The sequence below is a fragment of the Streptomyces sp. NPDC047000 genome (assembly GCF_040644295.1).
Classification (GTDB): domain Bacteria; phylum Actinomycetota; class Actinomycetes; order Streptomycetales; family Streptomycetaceae; genus Streptomyces.
The window spans coordinates 137534-155114 of sequence record NZ_JBEYWE010000015.1 but is presented as its reverse complement, the minus strand read 5'-3'; the positions used below and the strand labels follow the sequence as shown (position 1 = coordinate 155114).

Here is a 17581-nt window from a genome sequence, read left to right as displayed (position 1 = left end):
CGTCCGCACACGTCCACGCACAGAGACCAGCGGACGGAGCCCTGCTACTGCGCCCCCGGACGCACCAGACCGCTCTCGTACGCGTACACCGCCGCCTGCACCCGGTCCCGCAGACCCAGCTTCGTCAGCACATGCCCCACATGCGTCTTCACCGTCGTCTCACTCACGAACAGATCCGCCGCGATCTCCGCGTTCGACAACCCCCGCGCCACCAGCTTCAGCACCTCCACCTCACGCTCCGTCAACGTGTGCAGCGTGTCCGGCACCGGCTCCTCACCCGACGGCAGATGCGTCGCGTACTTGTCCAGCAACCGCCTCGTGACACTCGGCGCCAGCATCGCCTCACCCCCCGCCACCACCCGGATCGCCTGCACCAGCTCGTTCGCCGGAGCGTCCTTCAGCAGAAAACCGCTCGCCCCCGCCCGCAGCGCCTCCACCACGTACTCGTCCAGGTCGAACGTCGTCAGCACCAGCACCTTCGCCGGACCGTCCCGGCCCGGCCCGGTGATCTGCCGCGTCGCCTCCACCCCGTCCATCCGCGGCATACGGATGTCCATCAGCACCACATCGGGCTGCAACGCCCGCACCTGATCGAGAGCCTGCAGACCGTCACCGGCCTCACCGACGACCGCGATCTCCTGCTCCGCCTCCAGAATCATCCGGAACCCGGTGCGCAGCAGCGGCTGGTCGTCCACCAGCAGCACGCGGATGGCCACGTAAGTCTCCTTCGTTAGTCCGGCCCCATTCTGCCCTGCCGGACACCCCCCGACGCGCCCGAACGCACCGGCAGCGGATACGGCGGAGGAGTCCCCCCGAACTCCGGGCAGTGCGCCTGATGATCACACCAGCCGCACAGCTTCGTGGGCCGCGGCCGCCACTCACCCGAGTCCGTGGCGACCCGGATCGCCTCCCACAACGCCAGCAGCTTCCGCTCCACCCGCTCCAGATCCGCCGGCACCGGGTCGTACGTCAGCACGTCACCGCTGCCCAGATACACCAGCTGCAGCCGCCGCGGCACCACCCGCTTCAGCCGCCACACCACCAGCGCGTAGAACTTCATCTGGAACAACGCGCTCTCCGCGTACTCCGGCCGCGGCGCCCTGCCCGTCTTGTAGTCGACGATCCGCACCTCACCCGACGACGCCACGTCCACCCGGTCGATGATCCCGCGCAGCCGCAGCCCCGACTCCAGCTCCGCCTCCACGAACAGCTCCCGCTCCGCGGGCTCCAGACGCGTCGGATCCTCCAGCGTGAACCACCGCTCCACCAGCCGCTCCGCCTCCGCGAGCCAGCCCGCCAGCCGCTCACCGCCCGGATCGTCCGCGAACAGCTCCACCAGCTCCGGCCGCGCCGCACACAGCCGCTCCCACTGCCCCGGCACCAGCGATCTCGCCCGCGGCGCCGTACGCTCCACCGCCGGCGCGTCGAACAGCCGCTCCAGCACCGCGTGCACCAGCGTCCCCCGCGTCGCCGCCTCACTCGGCCGCTCCGGCAACCGGTCGATCACCCGGAACCGGTACAGCAGCGGACACTGCATGAAGTCACCGGCCCGCGAGGGCGACAACGACGCCGGAGCCACCGCCGGCCGCGCCCCGCCCACCCCCGGGCCACCCACCGCGCCACCACCGGCGCCCGCCTCTTCCACACCCTCGGCACTCGTCTCCATGACCCCAGACCCTAAGGCCCACCACCGACAGCCACCCAGCCACCGCCGCGCCCCCGCGACAGGACGGAGAACACCAGGGGTGCCGGGGCGGAACACACCCCGACGGCCGCATACCATCGACCACAGACCCTCCCGGCCGGCAGGCACGGGAGACGCTTCGATCGAGGGGACACCGTGGACGTGAGCGGCGGGAGCGGGCAGCCGCGCCCCGGCAACGACGGGGAACGACCCGGCAACGACGGGGAACGGCCCGGCACCGGTGCGGCACCGGCGGCCGGGGACGCCCGCACCCGGCCACCGGCGGACACCCACCCGGACCCGGAGACCGACACCCCGGCCACCCCCCAACCCGCCGGCGACCACCCCCACCACACCGCACCCGAGGACGGCGACACCCCTGCCCCCACCGGCCAGGACACCCCCGGCGGACACCCCCCGGCCGAACAACCCCCCGGCACACCACCCCGCACCGACCCCCACACCGACCGCCCCTACGCCCACACCCCCACCGGCCCCGGCCTCGCCAGAAGCACCCCCCCACCCCGCCCCAAAGAACCCGGCGGCGGCATCCTCATGGGCCGCCCCTTCGGCGTCCCCGTCTACGTCGCCCCCAGCTGGTTCCTCGTCGCCGCCCTCATCACCTGGGTCTTCGGCGGCCAGCTCGACCGCGTCCTGCCCCAGCTCGGCGCCGCCCGCTACCTCGTCTCCCTCTTCTTCGCCATCGCCTTCTACGCCTCCGTCCTCATCCACGAACTCGCCCACACCGTCGCCGCCCTCCGCTACAAACTCCCCGTCCGCCGCATCCAGCTCCAGTTCTTCGGCGGCGTCTCCGAGATCGAGAAAGAAGCCGAGACCCCCGGCCGCGAATTCGTCCTCGCCTTCGTCGGCCCCCTCCTCTCCCTCGTCCTCGCCGGCATCTTCTACCTCGCCCTCAGAACCGTCGAACCCGGCACCGTCCCCGGCGTCCTCCTCGCCGGACTCATGATCTCCAACCTCATCGTCGCCGTCTTCAACCTCCTCCCCGGCCTCCCCCTCGACGGCGGCCGCATGCTCCGCGCCGTCGTCTGGAAGATCACCGGCCGCCCCATGACCGGCACCGTCGCCGCCGCCTGGGTCGGCCGCGCCCTCGCCGTCACCGTCCTCATCGGCCTCCCCCTCCTCACCCAGTCCGGCACCCTCGGCCCCACCGCCGAGGACAACGTCGGCATGGACACCGTCACCGACGCACTCCTCGCCGCCATCCTCGCCGCCATCATCTGGACCGGCGCCGGAAACAGCCTCCGCGTCGCCCGCCTGCGCGAACACCTCCCCGAACTCCGCGCCCGCACCCTCACCCGGCGCGCCGTCCCCGTCCAGACCGACACCCCCCTCTCCGAAGCCCTCCGCCGCGCCAACGCCGCAGGCGCCCGCGCCCTCGTCGTCGTCGACACCGACGGCAACCCCCTCGCCCTCGTCCGCGAAGCAGCCATCGTCGGCGTACCCCAGCACCGCCGCCCCTGGGTCGACGCAGGCAGCCTCGCCCAGGACCTCACCGACGGCATGCGCGTCTCCGCCGAACTCGCCGGGGAAGACCTCCTCGAAGCCCTCCGCGCCCACCCCGCCACCGAATACCTCGTCCTCGAGGAGACCGGCGAGATCTACGGCGTCCTCTCCGCCGCCGACGTCGAACGCGCCTTCGTCAAAGCCATGGCCCGCCCCAGCTGACCCCCACCCCCACCCCCCGGTCCCCGCACTGGTCCGCCCGCCCCCCGAACGCCGGTAGGCTGGGCACATGTCCGAACCGACCGGTGCCGCCCGCAGGCGCGGGCCCTTCAAGGTCGGGGACCAGGTACAGCTGACCGACCCCAAGGGCCGCCACTACACGTTCACGCTCGAAGCCGGGAAGAACTTCCACACCCACAAGGGCTCCTTCCCGCACGACGAACTGATCGGCCATCCCGAGGGCAGCGTTGTCCGCACCACCGGCAACGTCGCCTACCTCGCGCTGCGCCCCCTGCTCCCCGACTACGTCCTGTCCATGCCCCGCGGGGCCGCCGTCGTCTACCCCAAGGACGCCGGACAGATCCTCGCCTTCGCCGACATCTTCCCCGGCGCACGCGTCGTCGAAGCCGGCGTCGGCTCCGGATCGCTCAGCAGCTTCCTGCTGCGCGCCATCGGCGACCAGGGCATGCTGCACAGCTACGAGCGCCGCGCCGACTTCGCCGAGATCGCCCGGCAGAACGTGGAACGCTACTTCGGCGACCCCCACCCCGCCTGGCAGCTCACCGTCGGCGACCTCCAGGACAACCTCAGCGACACCGACGTCGACCGCGTCATCCTCGACATGCTCGCCCCCTGGGAATGCCTCGAGGCCGTCTCCAAGGCACTCGTCCCCGGCGGCATCCTGTGCTGCTACGTCGCCACCACCACCCAGCTCGCCCGGACCGTCGAGTCCATCCGCGAGATCGGCTCCTTCAACGAGCCCACCGCCTGGGAGACGATGATCCGCAACTGGCACATCGAAGGACTCGCCGTCCGCCCCGACCACCGCATGATCGGCCACACCGGCTTCCTGCTCACCGCCCGCCGCCTCGCCGACGGCGTCGAACCGCCCATGCGCCGGCGCCGCCCCGCCAAGGGCGCCTACGGCGAGGACTACGCCGGCCCCAACGCCGACGGCGGCACCGCCCGCTGACCCCGGCGCCCGCCCCCGTCCAACACACGGTCGGCCCGGCGGAGTTCCCCAGGACCGAACGGGAACTCCGCCGGCCGCACGGCCCCTTGACCGCACGCCAGAAACACCCCGCGCACCACCCCGAACACCCCTGAGGCAGCCGCCCACCGGCTCAGGGACCGCCCCGCCCCCGCTCACGGCACCGGCGGGCCCGGTGACATGGGCGACACCGCGAAATCAAGTCGCCGAACGCCGCCCCCGGCTGTTCCCCCGCCCCGTGGCCTGTGGCACGATGCTGGCCACCCCCCCTCGCCCCCACCGGCACACCCCTCGCAGGAGACACTCCTCGTGCAGCACCCCGCGGTCCCGGAACTCGCACACACCACCACCCAGCCCATCCACTGGGTCGCGACCGCCACCGCCATCGCCGGTGTCATCGCCCTCTCCGCCGTCCTGCAGCCAGGACCCGCGACCGCCGCACAGAAGACGGCCGGCACCCGGCCCCAGTCCGCGCACGCCCCGGCAGCCCCGCCCGGCACCACCGGCGTGCACTGGCCCCTCGACTGCGGCCCCGTCAAGACCCTCGTCGCCAAGAAGGCCACCGGCGACCTCGACGGCGACGGCGCCCCCGAGACCGTGGCCGTCGTCCACTGCGACTCCGCCATGGGCACCCCGCCGGACGCCGTCTACGTCCTCACCCGCACCGCCGCCCGCACCACCCGCGTCGTCGCCACCCTCGTCGACCCCAAGGACCGGCTCACCGTCACCGACTTCGCCGTCCGCTCCGGCGCCGTCACCGCCACCCTCCTCGGCTACTCCACCTCCGACGTGCCCAGTTGCTGCCCCGACCTCAAGACCCCCGCCAAGTGGCAGTGGAAGGACGGCGCGTTCATACGCTCGACACCCGGCCGGGCCCGGACCGTCTGACCCGCGCCCGGCGCCCGGAGCCCGCCGGTGTGACCAAACAGACAGTGATCACGATACGTCCCCGGACGATCACTCCGCGTCGGGACCGAACATCTCCACCCTGTCCGAAACCCGCCGCACATGGATGCACTCGCCCGGACACTCCCGCGCCGAGTCCACCACCTCTTCCCGCAGCGCCGACGGCACCGGCGCCACCGCACCGGGCGCCTGCAGCAGCTCGTCCCCGGCGCCCCTCACATACGCCAGACCGTCGATGTCCAGCTCGAACACCTCCGGGGCGTACTGCGCGCAGATCCCGTCCCCGGTGCACAGATCCTGGTCGATCCACACCTCCAGAGCCGTACCGCCGAGCCCGGAATCCTTTCCCACGCCACACTCCCCTGACATTTCCTTGCCGGGCCGCACCGGGAATCAGGCCAGCTCCGACGGGTGTTGAACACTTTGACCCTACCTTCGCCCGCTTCCCCCTCACGTTCAGTGGGTATTCCCCTCGCACGAGGGAGAGCGCAAGGGTGAAGATCGGACGATCCCCGACAGTCTTTGTGATCTAGGGGTTTCAATCGACACCCACCCAGGTAGGGTCTGGAAGCGTCCAGCTCCCATTCGGAGGAGGTGAGGACCGTGGCAGTCCACGACGACGACATGAACCGCGGCATCCGCCCGGGACGAGGGTCCGAAGACCCGTCCGGGCAGATTGCCTATCTCGAGCAGGAGATCGCCGTCCTGCGCCGCAAGCTCGCCGACTCTCCGCGACACACGAGAATTCTCGAAGAGCGGATCGTCGAGCTGCAGACCAACCTGGCCGGCGTGTCCGCCCAGAACGAGCGACTCGCCGGCACGCTCCGCGAAGCGCGCGACCAGATCGTCGCCCTGAAGGAAGAGGTCGACCGGCTCGCCCAGCCGCCTGCCGGCTTCGGCGTCTTCCTCGAAGGCAACGACGACGGCACCGCCGACATCTTCACCGGCGGCCGCAAGCTCCGCGTGAACGTCAGCCCGAGCGTCGACCTCGACGGCCTCAGGCGCGGCCAGGAGCTCATGCTCAACGAGGCACTCAACGTGGTCGAGGCCATGGAGTACGAGCGCGTCGGCGACATCGTCACCCTCAAGGAGATCCTCGAGGACGGCGAGCGGGCCCTCGTGATCGGGCACACCGACGAGGAACGGGTGGTGCGGCTCGCCGAGCCGCTGCTGGACGTCACCATCCGCGCCGGCGACGCCCTGCTGCTCGAACCCCGCTCCGGCTACGTCTACGAGGTCGTCCCCAAGAGCGAGGTCGAGGAACTCGTCCTCGAGGAAGTCCCCGACATCGGCTACGAGCAGATCGGCGGCCTCGGCAACCAGATCGAGGCCATCCGCGACGCCGTCGAGCTCCCGTACCTCTACCCGGACCTGTTCAAGGAGCACGAACTGCGCCCGCCCAAGGGCGTCCTGCTCTACGGACCCCCCGGATGCGGCAAGACGCTCATCGCCAAGGCCGTCGCCAACTCGCTGGCCAAGAAGGTCGCCGAGGTCACCGGCCAGGCCGCCGGCAAGAGCTTCTTCCTCAACATCAAGGGCCCCGAGCTCCTGAACAAGTACGTCGGCGAGACCGAGCGCCAGATCCGGCTCGTCTTCCAGCGGGCCCGGGAGAAGGCCAGCGAGGGAACCCCCGTCATCGTCTTCTTCGACGAGATGGAATCCCTCTTCCGCACCCGAGGCTCCGGCGTCAGCTCGGACGTGGAGAACACCATCGTCCCCCAGCTCCTCGCCGAGATCGACGGCGTGGAGGGCCTGGAGAACGTGGTCGTCATCGGCGCCTCCAACCGCGAGGACATGATCGACCCCGCCATCCTGCGCCCCGGCCGGCTCGACGTGAAGATCAAGATCGAGCGCCCCGACGCCGAGGCCGCCAAGGACATCTTCGGCAAGTACCTCACCGAGCGCCTCCCGCTGCACTCCGACGACGTCGGCGAGCACGGCGGCAGCAAGGCCACCACCGTCCAGAGCATGATCCAGACGGCCGTGGAACACATGTACGCCGAATCCGAGGAGAACCGCTTCCTGGAAGTCACCTACGCCAACGGGGACAAGGAAGTCCTCTACTTCAAGGACTTCAACTCCGGCGCCATGATCGAGAACATCGTCGGCCGCGCCAAGAAGATGGCGATCAAGGACTTCCTCGACCACCGCCAGAAGGGCCTCCGCGTCTCCCACCTCCTCCAGGCCTGCGTGGACGAGTTCAAGGAGAACGAGGACCTGCCCAACACCACCAACCCGGACGACTGGGCCCGCATCTCCGGAAAGAAGGGCGAACGGATCGTCTACATCCGCACCCTCATCACCGGAAAGCAGGGCTCCGACACCGGACGCTCCATCGACACGGTGGCGAACACCGGGCAGTACCTGTAAGAACGAAGGGCGGCTGCGGGTGCCCCCACCGGGCACCCGCAGCCCGCTGCTTTTCCGGGCCCCCCGGAACAGGACCCGGGCAGGCTGGAGCAAGGCAATGACGCAAATGATCTCCCCACCGGGCCGACGGCGTTCTAGGCTCGTCGGTACCGCCGAGTCGCACCGTGCGGGGACGGGCACCGCACACGCACCGGAGCGCCGGCGGGACGAGAGCGCCGCCCACGACCGAGGGCGCCGCCGGGCAAGGAGGGCCGCATGACCGTACGGCGAGTGATGGGCATCGAGACCGAGTACGGCATCTCCGTACCCGGCCACCCCAACGCCAATGCCATGCTCACCTCATCCCAGATCGTCAACGCCTACGCGGCGGCGATGCACCGGGCCCGCCGGGCCCGCTGGGACTTCGAGGAGGAGAACCCCCTGCGGGACGCCCGAGGCTTCGACCTCGCCCGCGAGACGGCCGACTCCAGCCAGCTCACCGACGAGGACATCGGCCTCGCCAACGTCATCCTCACCAACGGCGCCCGCCTCTACGTCGACCACGCCCACCCCGAGTACAGCGCCCCCGAGGTCACCAACCCCCGCGACGCCGTCCTGTGGGACAAGGCCGGCGAACGCATCATGGCCGAGGCCGCCGAACGCGCCGCCGCGCTCCCCGGCGCCCAGCCCATCCACCTCTACAAGAACAACACCGACAACAAGGGCGCCTCCTACGGCACGCACGAGAACTACCTGATGAAGCGGGAGACCGCCTTCTCCGACATCGTGCGCCACCTCACGCCCTTCTTCGTCTCCCGCCAGGTCGTCACCGGCGCCGGACGCGTCGGCATCGGCCAGGACGGCCACGAGCACGGCTTCCAGCTCAGCCAGCGCGCCGACTACTTCGAGGTCGAGGTCGGCCTGGAGACCACCCTCAAACGGCCCATCATCAACACCCGCGACGAACCCCACGCCGACGCGGAGAAGTACCGCCGCCTCCACGTGATCATCGGCGACGCCAACCTCTCCGAGATCTCCACCTACCTCAAGCTCGGCACCACCGCCCTCGTCCTCTCCATGATCGAGGACGGCTTCATCGCCGTGGACCTGGCCGTCGACCAGCCCGTCCGCACCCTCCACCAGGTCTCCCACGACCCCACCCTCAAGCGCCTCGTCACCCTCCGCAGCGGCCGCACCCTCACCGCCGTCCAGCTGCAGATGCAGTACTACGAACTGGCGCGCAAGTACGTCGAGGAGCGGTACGGCGCCGACGCCGACGACCAGACCAAGGACGTCCTGGCCCGCTGGGAGGACACCCTCAACCGGCTGGAGAACGACCCCATGAGCCTCGCCGGCGAACTCGACTGGGTCGCCAAGCGCGAGCTCATGGAGGGCTACCGCCGCCGCGACGGCCTCGGCTGGGACGCCGCCCGCCTCCAGCTCGTCGACCTCCAGTACGCCGACGTACGCGCCGACAAGGGCCTCTACAACCGGTTGGCCGCCCGCGGCCGCATCAAGCGCCTCCTCGACGAGACCGAGGTCGAGCGGGCCAGGACCACGCCCCCCGAGGACACCCGCGCCTACTTCCGCGGCCGCTGCCTGGAGCAGTACGCCGACGACGTCGCGGCCGCCTCCTGGGACTCCGTGATCTTCGACCTCCCGGGGCGCGACTCCCTCCAGCGCGTCCCAACCCTCGAACCGCTACGCGGAACGCGAAATCACGTCAAGGAACTCCTGGACCGCTGCCGCACCGCGGAAGACCTGGTCAGGGTGCTCTCCGGCGGCTGATCCGGCCCCGGGGCGGACGTACCGGGCGGGGTGGAAACCCTCCCGCCCGGGAATCATCGAGATGGTCCTCGTACGTTGGAGAAACTGCGGGACCTGTGTCAGACCCGGCTTGTAGGGTCTGATCACCACCGATCGGCAGGAAAGCCGACCTGCCGACCCATGTCGGGCGAAACGAGCGGGGTGAGCTTTATGGCTACCAAGGACACCGGCGGCGGACAGCAGAAGGCCACGCACACCAGCGAGGAGACCGAGGAGCAGACCCAGGACGCCCAGGCCTCGGGCGACCTCAAGGAACGCCACGAGAAGCTGAGCGACGACGTGGACTCGGTTCTTGACGAGATCGACGATGTCTTGGAGGAGAACGCAGAGGACTTCGTTCGCTCATTTGTTCAAAAGGGTGGACAGTAGTCACATCCATGAACAACGGGGGTTCGAAGCAGTGTTCGACGTGCCAGGAAGTGCTTCCGGTCAGCGCATTCGCCAGGAACAGGTCACGGCTTGACGGGCTGCAGACCAACTGTCGCGAATGCGCTGCCGAGTACTACCGACGTCGACAGAAGGCCAGAGGCAGAAGCGTCCGCGAGAAGATTGATGTGCCTGAGGGGCACAAGCTCTGCCGGTCGTGCGGAGAGGTCAAGCCCTGGAGCGAGTGGCACCGCAACGCCACCGCCTCCGACGGCCTGTCGACCCGGTGCAAGGCGTGCCGGGCCGCCGAAGGGCGTGCCGGGCACCTCAAGCGGAGCTACGGCATGACCGAAGCCGAGCGTGACGAGCTCCTCGCTTCACAGAAGGGGCTCTGTGTGATCTGTCTGAAGGAGCCCGGCGTACATGTGGATCACTGCCACAAGACGGGTAGGGTCCGTGGCGTACTGTGCTTCAACTGCAATTCGGCCATCGGCAAGTTGAGTGACGATCCCGACATCGTGCGCCGGGCCGCAGCCTATCTGGAAGGAAACGTGTGGAAGCCAACACTCGTAGCACCGGGCGTCTACCAGCTGCCTTCCTGACGCCTGGGTCGTCCTCGTTCATGGACTTTCTCTCCGAGCACCAGCCGGAGCTGCTGCCCGGCAAGCGTCAGCTGCCCCCCGTCCAGGGGGTGATCGAGGCGCCGCACGGGACGACGATCGTGGCGGTGGCGTTCCCCGGCGGCGTGGTGCTCGCCGGTGACCGCCGGGCCACGATGGGCAACGTCATCGCGCAGCGGGACATCGAGAAGGTGTTCCCGGCGGACGAGTACTCGGCGGTCGGCATCGCCGGCACCGCGGGCCTGGCCGTCGAGATGGTGAAGCTGTTCCAGCTGGAGCTGGAGCACTTCGAGAAGGTCGAGGGCGCGCAGCTCTCGCTGGAGGGCAAGGCGAACCGTCTCTCGACGATGATCCGGTCGAACCTGGGCATGGCGATGCAGGGCCTGGCGGTCGTGCCGCTGTTCGCGGGGTTCGACGTGGACCGGGGCAAGGGGCGGATCTTCTCGTACGACGTGACGGGCGGCCGGTCCGAGGAGCACGGGTACGCGGCGACGGGTTCGGGTTCGATCTTCGCGCGGGGCGCGATGAAGAAGCTGTTCCGTCCGGACCTGTCGGAGGAGCAGGCGACCACACTGGTGGTGCAGGCGTTGTACGACGCGGCGGACGACGACTCGGCGACGGGTGGTCCCGATGTGGCGCGCCGGATCTACCCGATCATCACGGTGATCACCGACGACGGTTTCCGGCGGCTGACGGAGGACGAGACGTCGGAGATCGCGCGTGCGGTGCTGGCGCGGCGTCTGGAGGAGCCGGACGGTCCGCGGGCGGCGCTGCTGTAGTGCGGGGCCGGGTCTTTTCAGGGTGATCGCAGTGACTTCGACAGGAAGGGACGGTTGACCGGTGTCGACGCCGTTCTATGTATCGCCTCAGCAGGCCATGGCGGACCGTGCGGAGTACGCCCGGAAGGGCATTGCGCGTGGTCGCAGTCTGGTGGTGCTGCAGTTCGCCGACGGCATCGTGTTCGTCGGTGAGAATCCGTCCCGTGCGTTGCACAAGTTCAGTGAGATCTACGACCGGATCGGTTTCGCGGCGGCCGGTAAGTACAACGAGTACGAGAATCTGCGGATCGGTGGTGTGCGGTATGCCGATCTGCGGGGTTACACCTATGACCGTGACGATGTGACGGCGCGGGGTCTGGCGAACGTGTACGCGCAGACGCTGGGCACGATCTTCTCCTCGGCGGCGGAGAAGCCGTACGAGGTGGAGCTGGTCGTGGCGGAGGTGGGGGAGACCCCGGAGGGGGATCAGATCTACCGGTTGCCGCATGACGGGTCGATCGTGGACGAGCACGGTTCGGTCGCGGTGGGTGGTAACGCCGAGCAGATCAGTACGTATCTGGATCAGCGGCACCGGGACGGGATGACGCTGGCGGAGGCGCTGCGGCTGGCGGTGCAGGCGTTGTCGCGGGACACGAACGGGACGCAGCGGGAGATTCCGGCGGAGCGTCTCGAGGTGGCGGTGCTGGACCGGACGCGTCCGCAGAAGCGGAAGTTCCGGCGGATCGTGGGTCCGCAGCTGGCGCGGCTGCTGGAGGCGGGCGGCGGGGAGCCGGCCGTCGAGGCGGAGGGTTCCGAGGAGTCCGGTGGTCCGGACGGCTCGGGGGGTTCCGAGGAGAAGTAGCGCCCCTGGTGTGGCGCCTGGTGTCGCCCTGTGCCCCGGTCGGTGGGTCGGCCGGGGCACAGGCGTGTCCGGGGCGGGGTGTGGCTTCACCGAGGGCTTCAGGGGGTTTCAGGGGGCCTGTGGGGGTGCTGTGGAGCCTCGTACGACGAGGTGGACGGGGATGTCTCCGGCGTCGGGTTCGCGGCCGTCCAGGACGGCGAGGAGGGCGTGCATGCCCCGTGCGCCGAAGAGTTCGGCGTCGAGGTGGACGGTGGTGAGTTCGGGGTCGATGGCGGTGGCGAGGGCGAGGTCGTCGAGGCCGGTGACGGAGAGGTCGTCGGGGATGCGCAGGCCGAGGCGGCGGGCGGCTTTGTAGGCGCCGGCGGCGAGTTGGTCGTCGTCGCAGACGACGGCGGTGGGGCGGGTGGTGCCGGGGGCGGTGGTGAGGGCGGTCTCGGTGGCGGTGCGGGCGGCGTCGATGGTGAGGGCGGCGCGGGCGGTGCGGAGGGTGGTGCCGGGGACGGTGGTGAGGCGGTGGGTGAGTTCCCGGGCGCGGACGTCGAAGGTCCAGGAGGGGATGTCGGCGGCGAGGTGGAGGAAGTGGCGGTGGCCGAGGCCGAGGAGGTGTTCGGCGATCTGGCGGGTACCGTCGGCGATGTCGAGGTTGACGGTGGTGGTGCCGGGGCCGGCGGTGGGGTCGCTGTCGAGCATGACGAGGGGGAGCCGGTCGTCGTGGAGGGCGGTGAGGGCGTCGGCGGCCATGGAGGAGGCGATGACGCCGTCGAGGGCGGCGCGGGCGGAGGCGAAGGGGTTGCGGGCGGGGCCGATGCCTTGGGGGGAGGGGTAGAGGACGACGCCGAAGCCGTGGTCGGCGGCGACGCGGGCGGCGCCGGTGTAGACGCCGGCGAAGAATTCGGTGGTGAGGGCGGGGACGACGAGGAGGACGGTGCGGGTGTGGCCGAGGCGGAGGTTGCGGGCGGCGAGGTTGGGGCGGTAGCCGAGTTGCCGTGCGGCGTCGCGGACGCGCTGGGCGGTGGGTTCGGAGACGCGGCCGTGCCATTTGTCGCCGAGGACGAGGGAGACGGCGGCCTGGGAGACGCCTGCGGCCTGGGCGACGTCGCGGCTGGTCGGGTGCGTGGTCGGGCGTGCCACCGGTGGTCCGCTCTGTCGTCCGGACGGGGGAACAGCGTTCATGCTACGTATGGCAAGGTGGGTTATACGTAAAACTTGAGGCGTCCGTCCCGGGCGTCGCCGACGTGGGAGGGGCGGACGATGGCCGCGGGTTATGTGGAGATCCTCAGGGCGCGTCATGCCGTGCGGCTGCTGGCCGGGACGCTGGCGGGGCGGTTGCCGAACGCGGTGGCGGCGCTCGCGATCGTGCTGTTCGTGCGGGCCGAGGGCGGTACGTACGGTCTGGCGGGGGCGCTGGCCGCGGTGTACGGGGTGTCGAACGCGGTGGGTCAGCCGGTGCTGGGGCGTCTGGTGGATCTGTACGGCCAGCCGCGGGTGCAGTTGCCGGCGGCGCTGGTGTCGGCGCTGGCGACGGTGGTGCTGGCGTGGTCGGGGGTCGGGGTGCTGCCGTTGGCGTACGCGGCGACGGTGGTGGCGGGGGTGGCGGCGCCGCCGCTGGAGGGCGGTCTGCGGGCGTTGTGGCCGGACGTGCTGGGTGACGGGGAGGACGTGCGGACGGCGTACGCGCTGGACGCGGTGGCGCAGGAGGTCCTGTTCACGGTGGGGCCGCTGCTGGTGACGCTGTGCGCGTCGGTGTGGTCGGCGCGGGCGGCGCTGGTGGTGCTGAGTGCGGTGGGGGTGCTGGGCGCGCTGTCGGTGGTGGTGTCGCCGCCGTCGCGGGCGTGGCGTTCGGCGCCGCGTGAGGCGCACTGGCTGGGTGCGCTGCGTTCGCGGGGGCTGCTGGTGCTGCTGGGGGCGTTCCTGTGCGTGGGGGTGGCGCTGGGGGCGATCACGGTGGCGGCGCTGTCGTACGCGGACGGGCACGGTGGTGACGCGGTGTACGGGTGGCTGATGGCCGCGGTGGGGCTCGGTGCGCTGGTGGGCGGTACGGCGTACGGGGCGCGGCGGTGGGCGGGGGCGCCGGAGCGGCGGTTGCGGGTGCTGGTGGGGTTGCTGGCGGTGTGTTACGTGCCGTTGGCGCTGGTGCCGGGTCCGGTGGCGATGACGGTGCTGGCGGGGGTGGCGGGGGTGTTCCTGGCGCCGTCGATCGCGTGTGCGTTCGTGCTGGTGGACGGGCATGCTCCGGCGGGGACGGTGACGGAGGCGTTCTCGTGGCTGGTGACGACGTTCACGGTGGGTGCGTCGGTGGGGACGGGTCTTGCGGGGCCGGTGGTGGAGGCGGGCGGGGCGGGGTGGGGGTTCGCGGTGCCGGGTGGGGCGGGGGCGGTGGCGTTGCTGGTTCTGGTGGCCGGTGGGAGGGTCCTGGCTGTTCCCGGTGGGGGTGGGGTGGTTGCGGGTTCACCGGAAAATGATCCAAATCGTGCGGCCGAACCCCGTTTCAGGTCGGTGGATCGGGCGTAATGTTCAGGCATGGACCGCCGCATTTTCGGGCTGGAGAACGAGTACGGCGTCACGTGTACGTTCAGGGGACAGCGTCGGCTGTCGCCTGACGAAGTGGCTCGGTACCTCTTCCGCCGTGTCGTGTCATGGGGTCGGAGCAGCAATGTCTTTCTGAGGAACGGGGCCCGGCTGTATCTGGACGTGGGGTCACATCCGGAATACGCGACACCCGAATGTGACAATGTGACCGAACTGGTCACGCACGACAAGGCCGGGGAGCGCATTCTCGAAGGGCTTCTGGTGGACGCGGAGCGACGCCTGCACGAGGAAGGAATCGCGGGCGACGTCTACCTCTTCAAGAACAACACGGACTCGGCGGGCAACTCGTACGGTTGCCACGAGAACTATCTGGTGGCGCGGCACGGGGAGTTCTCCCGGCTCGCGGACATCCTGATCCCGTTCCTGGTGACGAGGCAGCTGCTCTGCGGTGCGGGGAAGGTGCTGCAGACGCCGCGTGGTGCGGTGTACTGCGTGAGTCAGCGGGCGGAGCACATCTGGGAGGGTGTGTCGTCGGCGACGACGCGTTCGCGGCCGATCATCAACACGCGGGACGAGCCGCACGCGGACGCGGAGCGGTACCGCCGGCTGCATGTGATCGTGGGCGACTCGAACATGTCCGAGACGACGATGCTGCTGAAGGTCGGTGCGACCGATCTGGTGCTGCGCATGATCGAGGCGGGCACGGTGATGCGGGATCTGACGCTGGAGAACCCGATCCGGGCGATCCGTGAGGTCAGTCATGACATCACGGGCCGGCGCAAGGTGCGGCTGGCGAGCGGCCGGGAGGCGTCGGCGCTGGAGGTGCAGCGGGAGTACTACGAGAAGGCCGTGGACTTCTGTGAGCGCCGGGGGATCCGGACGGGGACGGTGGAGCAGGTCCTGGAGCTGTGGGGCCGGACGCTGGACGCGATCGAGTCGGAGGACCTGGACCGGATCGGTACCGAGATCGACTGGGTGATGAAGTACCAGCTGATCGAGCGGTACCGGGAGAAGCACAACATGACGATGTCGCATCCGCGGGTGGCGCAGATAGACCTCGCGTATCACGACATCCACCGGCGCCGGGGTCTGTACTACCTGCTGGAGCGCAAGGGGCAGGCGGCGCGGATCTGCGACGATCTGAAGATCTTCGAGGGGAAGTCGGTTCCGCCGCAGACGACGCGGGCGCGGCTGCGGGGTGATTTCATCCGGCGGGCGCAGGAGCAGCGGCGGGACTTCACGGTGGACTGGGTGCATCTGAAGCTGAACGACCAGGCGCAGCGGACGGTGCTGTGCAAGGACCCGTTCCGTTCGGTGGACGACCGGGTGGAGAAGCTGATCGCCGGTATGTGAGGGGTTGCGTGGGCGGTGACGCCGGAGCGCAACGCGGGCGTCGTACCTTTCCGGTGCGGCGCCCTTCTCACGCCGTAGAGTTGCGCGCGTTCCATTCACAGGATCGACCGACGATGAGGCCTGACCGTGCGCCGACGCTCTCTTCTGCTTGCCGCTGTTCCCGCTGGACTGGTCGCTGTCGCCGGGTGCGGCGGTGGCAAGTCCGCTTCGAGCAAGGAGAGTGCGAGTGCGTCGCCGTCGGCTGCGGCGACGTCGGCGGCGCCGCCTCCGAAGATCGTGGCGGGTCCGTTGCCGGCGATCACGGCCGGGGTGAAGTTCGACGAGAAGCCGACGGTGGCGAAGGGGCCGGGGGAGCCGTCGAAGCAGCTGGCGGTGAAGACGGTGATCGCGGGGGGTGGCCGGATCATCGCGGAGAACGACTATGTGCAGGTGAATTATCTGGGGCAGGTGTGGGACACCGCGAAGGTGTTCGACAATTCGTACGACCGTAAGACCGCGCTGGTGATCCAGTTGGCGCAGGGCAGCATCATCGACGGCTGGCGGTATGCGCTGACGGGGAAGAAGGTGGGCAGCCGGGTGGAGTTCTCGGTGCCGCCGACCTGGGGTTATGGCACGTCGGGGAACTCGCAGGCGGGGATCAAGGGCACCGACACGCTGGTGTTCGTGGCGGATGTGCAGGCGGCGTTCGACGCGAAGAGCTCGGCGCAGGGCAAGAAGGTCCCGCAGACGGACGCGAAGCTGCCGGTGGTCGGTACGAACACGGACGGCAAGGCGCCGGAGATCAAGGTGCCGAAGACGGCGGCGCCGAAGGGGCTGGTGTCGGAGTACGTCCTCGAGGGCGACGGGCCGGTGCTGAAGGAGACCAGCACGGTGCTGGTGCAGTACCAGGGCGTGCTGTGGGAGAACGGCAAGCTGTTCGACTCCTCGTACGAGCGGGGTGCGCTGACGTCGTTCTCGTTGCAGCAGGTGGTGAAGGGGTGGGCGCAGGGTCTCGCGGGCAAGAAGGTGGGCAGCCGGGTGCTGGTGGTGGTGCCGCCGAGCCTGGGCTACGGCAACAACCCGCCGTCGGGCAGCGGGATCAAGAAGGACTCGGTGCTGGTGTTCTCGGTGGACATCCTGGCGGCGATGTGAGGTCCGGTGGACGGCCGGGTGATGTAAGACTGGTCCCTGTTGCCTTTCCGTGGACAAGCAGGAGCTGAAAGACGTGAACATCGAGAAGCCCGAGATCGACTTCCCCGGCGGTCAGCCCCCGGCGGACCTCGAGATCAAGGACATCTGGGAGGGCGACGGTCCGGTGGCCCAGGCGGGTCAGACGGTCACCGTGCACTACGTGGGTGTCGCCTTCAGCACGGGTGAGGAGTTCGACGCCAGCTGGAACCGTGGCACGCCGTTCCGTTTCCCGCTGGGCGGGGGCCGGGTCATCAAGGGCTGGGACCAGGGTGTGGAGGGCATGAAGGTCGGCGGCCGTCGTCAGCTGACCATTCCGGCGCACCTCGCCTACGGCAACCAGAGCCCGACGCCGGCGATCCAGCCGGGGGAGACCCTGATCTTCGTGGTCGACCTGCTGGGCGTCTGAGCAGCTGGGCGTCTGAGCATCACAGGACCGGGCCCCTGAGGGGGTCTTGCGGGGCCCGTGCCCGTCGGGGCGCGGGC

At 69.9% G+C, this 17581-nt stretch carries 17 protein-coding genes; 13 read left to right on the top strand and 4 right to left on the bottom strand.

All coding sequences use genetic code 11. The annotated features are described in order from the left end of the window. Positions 1–44 precede the first annotated feature (44 nt). Positions 45–716: a response regulator transcription factor gene (locus ABZ862_RS23565; RefSeq protein ID WP_360961111.1), complete on the bottom strand. Its 672-nt coding sequence runs from the start codon at positions 714–716 to the stop codon at positions 45–47. A 14-nt stretch (positions 717–730) separates the two neighbouring features. Then, positions 731–1666 carry a RecB family exonuclease gene (locus tag ABZ862_RS23560; RefSeq protein ID WP_360961108.1) on the bottom strand — a complete coding sequence of 312 codons (936 nt, stop codon included), beginning with the start codon at positions 1664–1666 and terminating at the stop codon, positions 731–733. A gap of 174 nt (positions 1667–1840) precedes the next feature. Here ABZ862_RS23560 and ABZ862_RS23555 point away from each other — a divergent pair, with 174 nt between their 5' ends. From ABZ862_RS23555 to ABZ862_RS23545, 3 genes are all read left to right on the top strand, one after another. Beyond that, positions 1841–3370 carry a site-2 protease family protein gene (locus ABZ862_RS23555; protein WP_360961105.1) on the top strand — a complete coding sequence of 510 codons (1530 nt, stop codon included), beginning with the start codon at positions 1841–1843 and terminating at the stop codon, positions 3368–3370. Between the two features lie 67 nt (positions 3371–3437). After that, positions 3438–4340: a tRNA (adenine-N1)-methyltransferase gene (locus ABZ862_RS23550; RefSeq protein WP_360961102.1), complete on the top strand. Its 903-nt coding sequence runs from the start codon at positions 3438–3440 to the stop codon at positions 4338–4340. A 327-nt stretch (positions 4341–4667) separates the two neighbouring features. After that, a complete protein-coding gene (locus ABZ862_RS23545) occupies positions 4668–5246 on the top strand; it encodes a hypothetical protein (RefSeq protein ID WP_360961099.1) in 579 nt (192 codons plus the stop codon). A 69-nt stretch (positions 5247–5315) separates the two neighbouring features. Here the strand turns inward: ABZ862_RS23545 and ABZ862_RS23540 are convergent, their stop codons facing one another. Then, positions 5316–5633 carry a ferredoxin gene (locus tag ABZ862_RS23540; RefSeq protein ID WP_360961096.1) on the bottom strand — a complete coding sequence of 106 codons (318 nt, stop codon included), beginning with the start codon at positions 5631–5633 and terminating at the stop codon, positions 5316–5318. Between the two features lie 234 nt (positions 5634–5867). Here ABZ862_RS23540 and arc point away from each other — a divergent pair, with 234 nt between their 5' ends. The 6 genes from arc to prcA all read left to right on the top strand — a co-directional run bounded on the left by arc (position 5868) and on the right by prcA (position 12046). Next, positions 5868–7634 (top strand): proteasome ATPase, encoded by a 1767-nt coding sequence (gene arc, locus ABZ862_RS23535; RefSeq protein WP_360961093.1) that lies wholly within the window; start codon positions 5868–5870, stop codon positions 7632–7634. A 255-nt stretch (positions 7635–7889) separates the two neighbouring features. Continuing rightward, complete coding sequence (gene dop, locus ABZ862_RS23530; protein ID WP_360961090.1) at positions 7890–9401, top strand: depupylase/deamidase Dop; 1512 nt, start codon at positions 7890–7892, stop codon at positions 9399–9401. A 189-nt stretch (positions 9402–9590) separates the two neighbouring features. Further along, on the top strand, positions 9591–9809 hold the full coding sequence (locus tag ABZ862_RS23525; protein WP_360961087.1) for a ubiquitin-like protein Pup: 219 nt from the start codon (positions 9591–9593) through the stop codon (positions 9807–9809). A gap of 8 nt (positions 9810–9817) precedes the next feature. Beyond that, complete coding sequence (locus ABZ862_RS23520) at positions 9818–10408, top strand: endonuclease VII domain-containing protein (RefSeq protein ID WP_360961084.1); 591 nt, start codon at positions 9818–9820, stop codon at positions 10406–10408. Next, positions 10360–11205, top strand: a complete 846-nt coding sequence (prcB, locus tag ABZ862_RS23515; RefSeq protein ID WP_360961081.1) for a proteasome subunit beta — start codon at positions 10360–10362, stop codon at positions 11203–11205. The genes ABZ862_RS23520 and prcB overlap by 49 nt, the downstream gene beginning before the upstream one ends. Positions 11206–11266: 61 nt before the next feature. Further along, positions 11267–12046 (top strand): proteasome subunit alpha, encoded by a 780-nt coding sequence (prcA, locus tag ABZ862_RS23510; RefSeq protein ID WP_360961078.1) that lies wholly within the window; start codon positions 11267–11269, stop codon positions 12044–12046. Positions 12047–12154: 108 nt separating this feature from the next. Here prcA and ABZ862_RS23505 read toward each other — a convergent pair whose 3' ends face one another. Then, positions 12155–13177 carry a LacI family DNA-binding transcriptional regulator gene (locus ABZ862_RS23505; RefSeq protein ID WP_360961197.1) on the bottom strand — a complete coding sequence of 341 codons (1023 nt, stop codon included), beginning with the start codon at positions 13175–13177 and terminating at the stop codon, positions 12155–12157. Positions 13178–13297: 120 nt separating this feature from the next. On the opposite strand from ABZ862_RS23505, the gene ABZ862_RS23500 reads away from it, so the two are divergent. From ABZ862_RS23500 to ABZ862_RS23485, 4 genes are all read left to right on the top strand, one after another. Continuing rightward, complete coding sequence (locus tag ABZ862_RS23500; RefSeq protein ID WP_360961075.1) at positions 13298–14557, top strand: MFS transporter; 1260 nt, start codon at positions 13298–13300, stop codon at positions 14555–14557. A gap of 9 nt (positions 14558–14566) precedes the next feature. Continuing rightward, entirely contained in the window at positions 14567–15928 is a 1362-nt protein-coding gene (gene pafA, locus ABZ862_RS23495) for a Pup--protein ligase (protein ID WP_360961072.1), read from the top strand. Between the two features lie 126 nt (positions 15929–16054). Next, a complete protein-coding gene (locus tag ABZ862_RS23490) occupies positions 16055–17059 on the top strand; it encodes an FKBP-type peptidyl-prolyl cis-trans isomerase (RefSeq protein ID WP_360961069.1) in 1005 nt (334 codons plus the stop codon). A gap of 73 nt (positions 17060–17132) precedes the next feature. After that, positions 17133–17504, top strand: a complete 372-nt coding sequence (locus ABZ862_RS23485; protein ID WP_360961066.1) for an FKBP-type peptidyl-prolyl cis-trans isomerase — start codon at positions 17133–17135, stop codon at positions 17502–17504. The last annotated feature ends 77 nt before the right edge of the window (positions 17505–17581 follow it).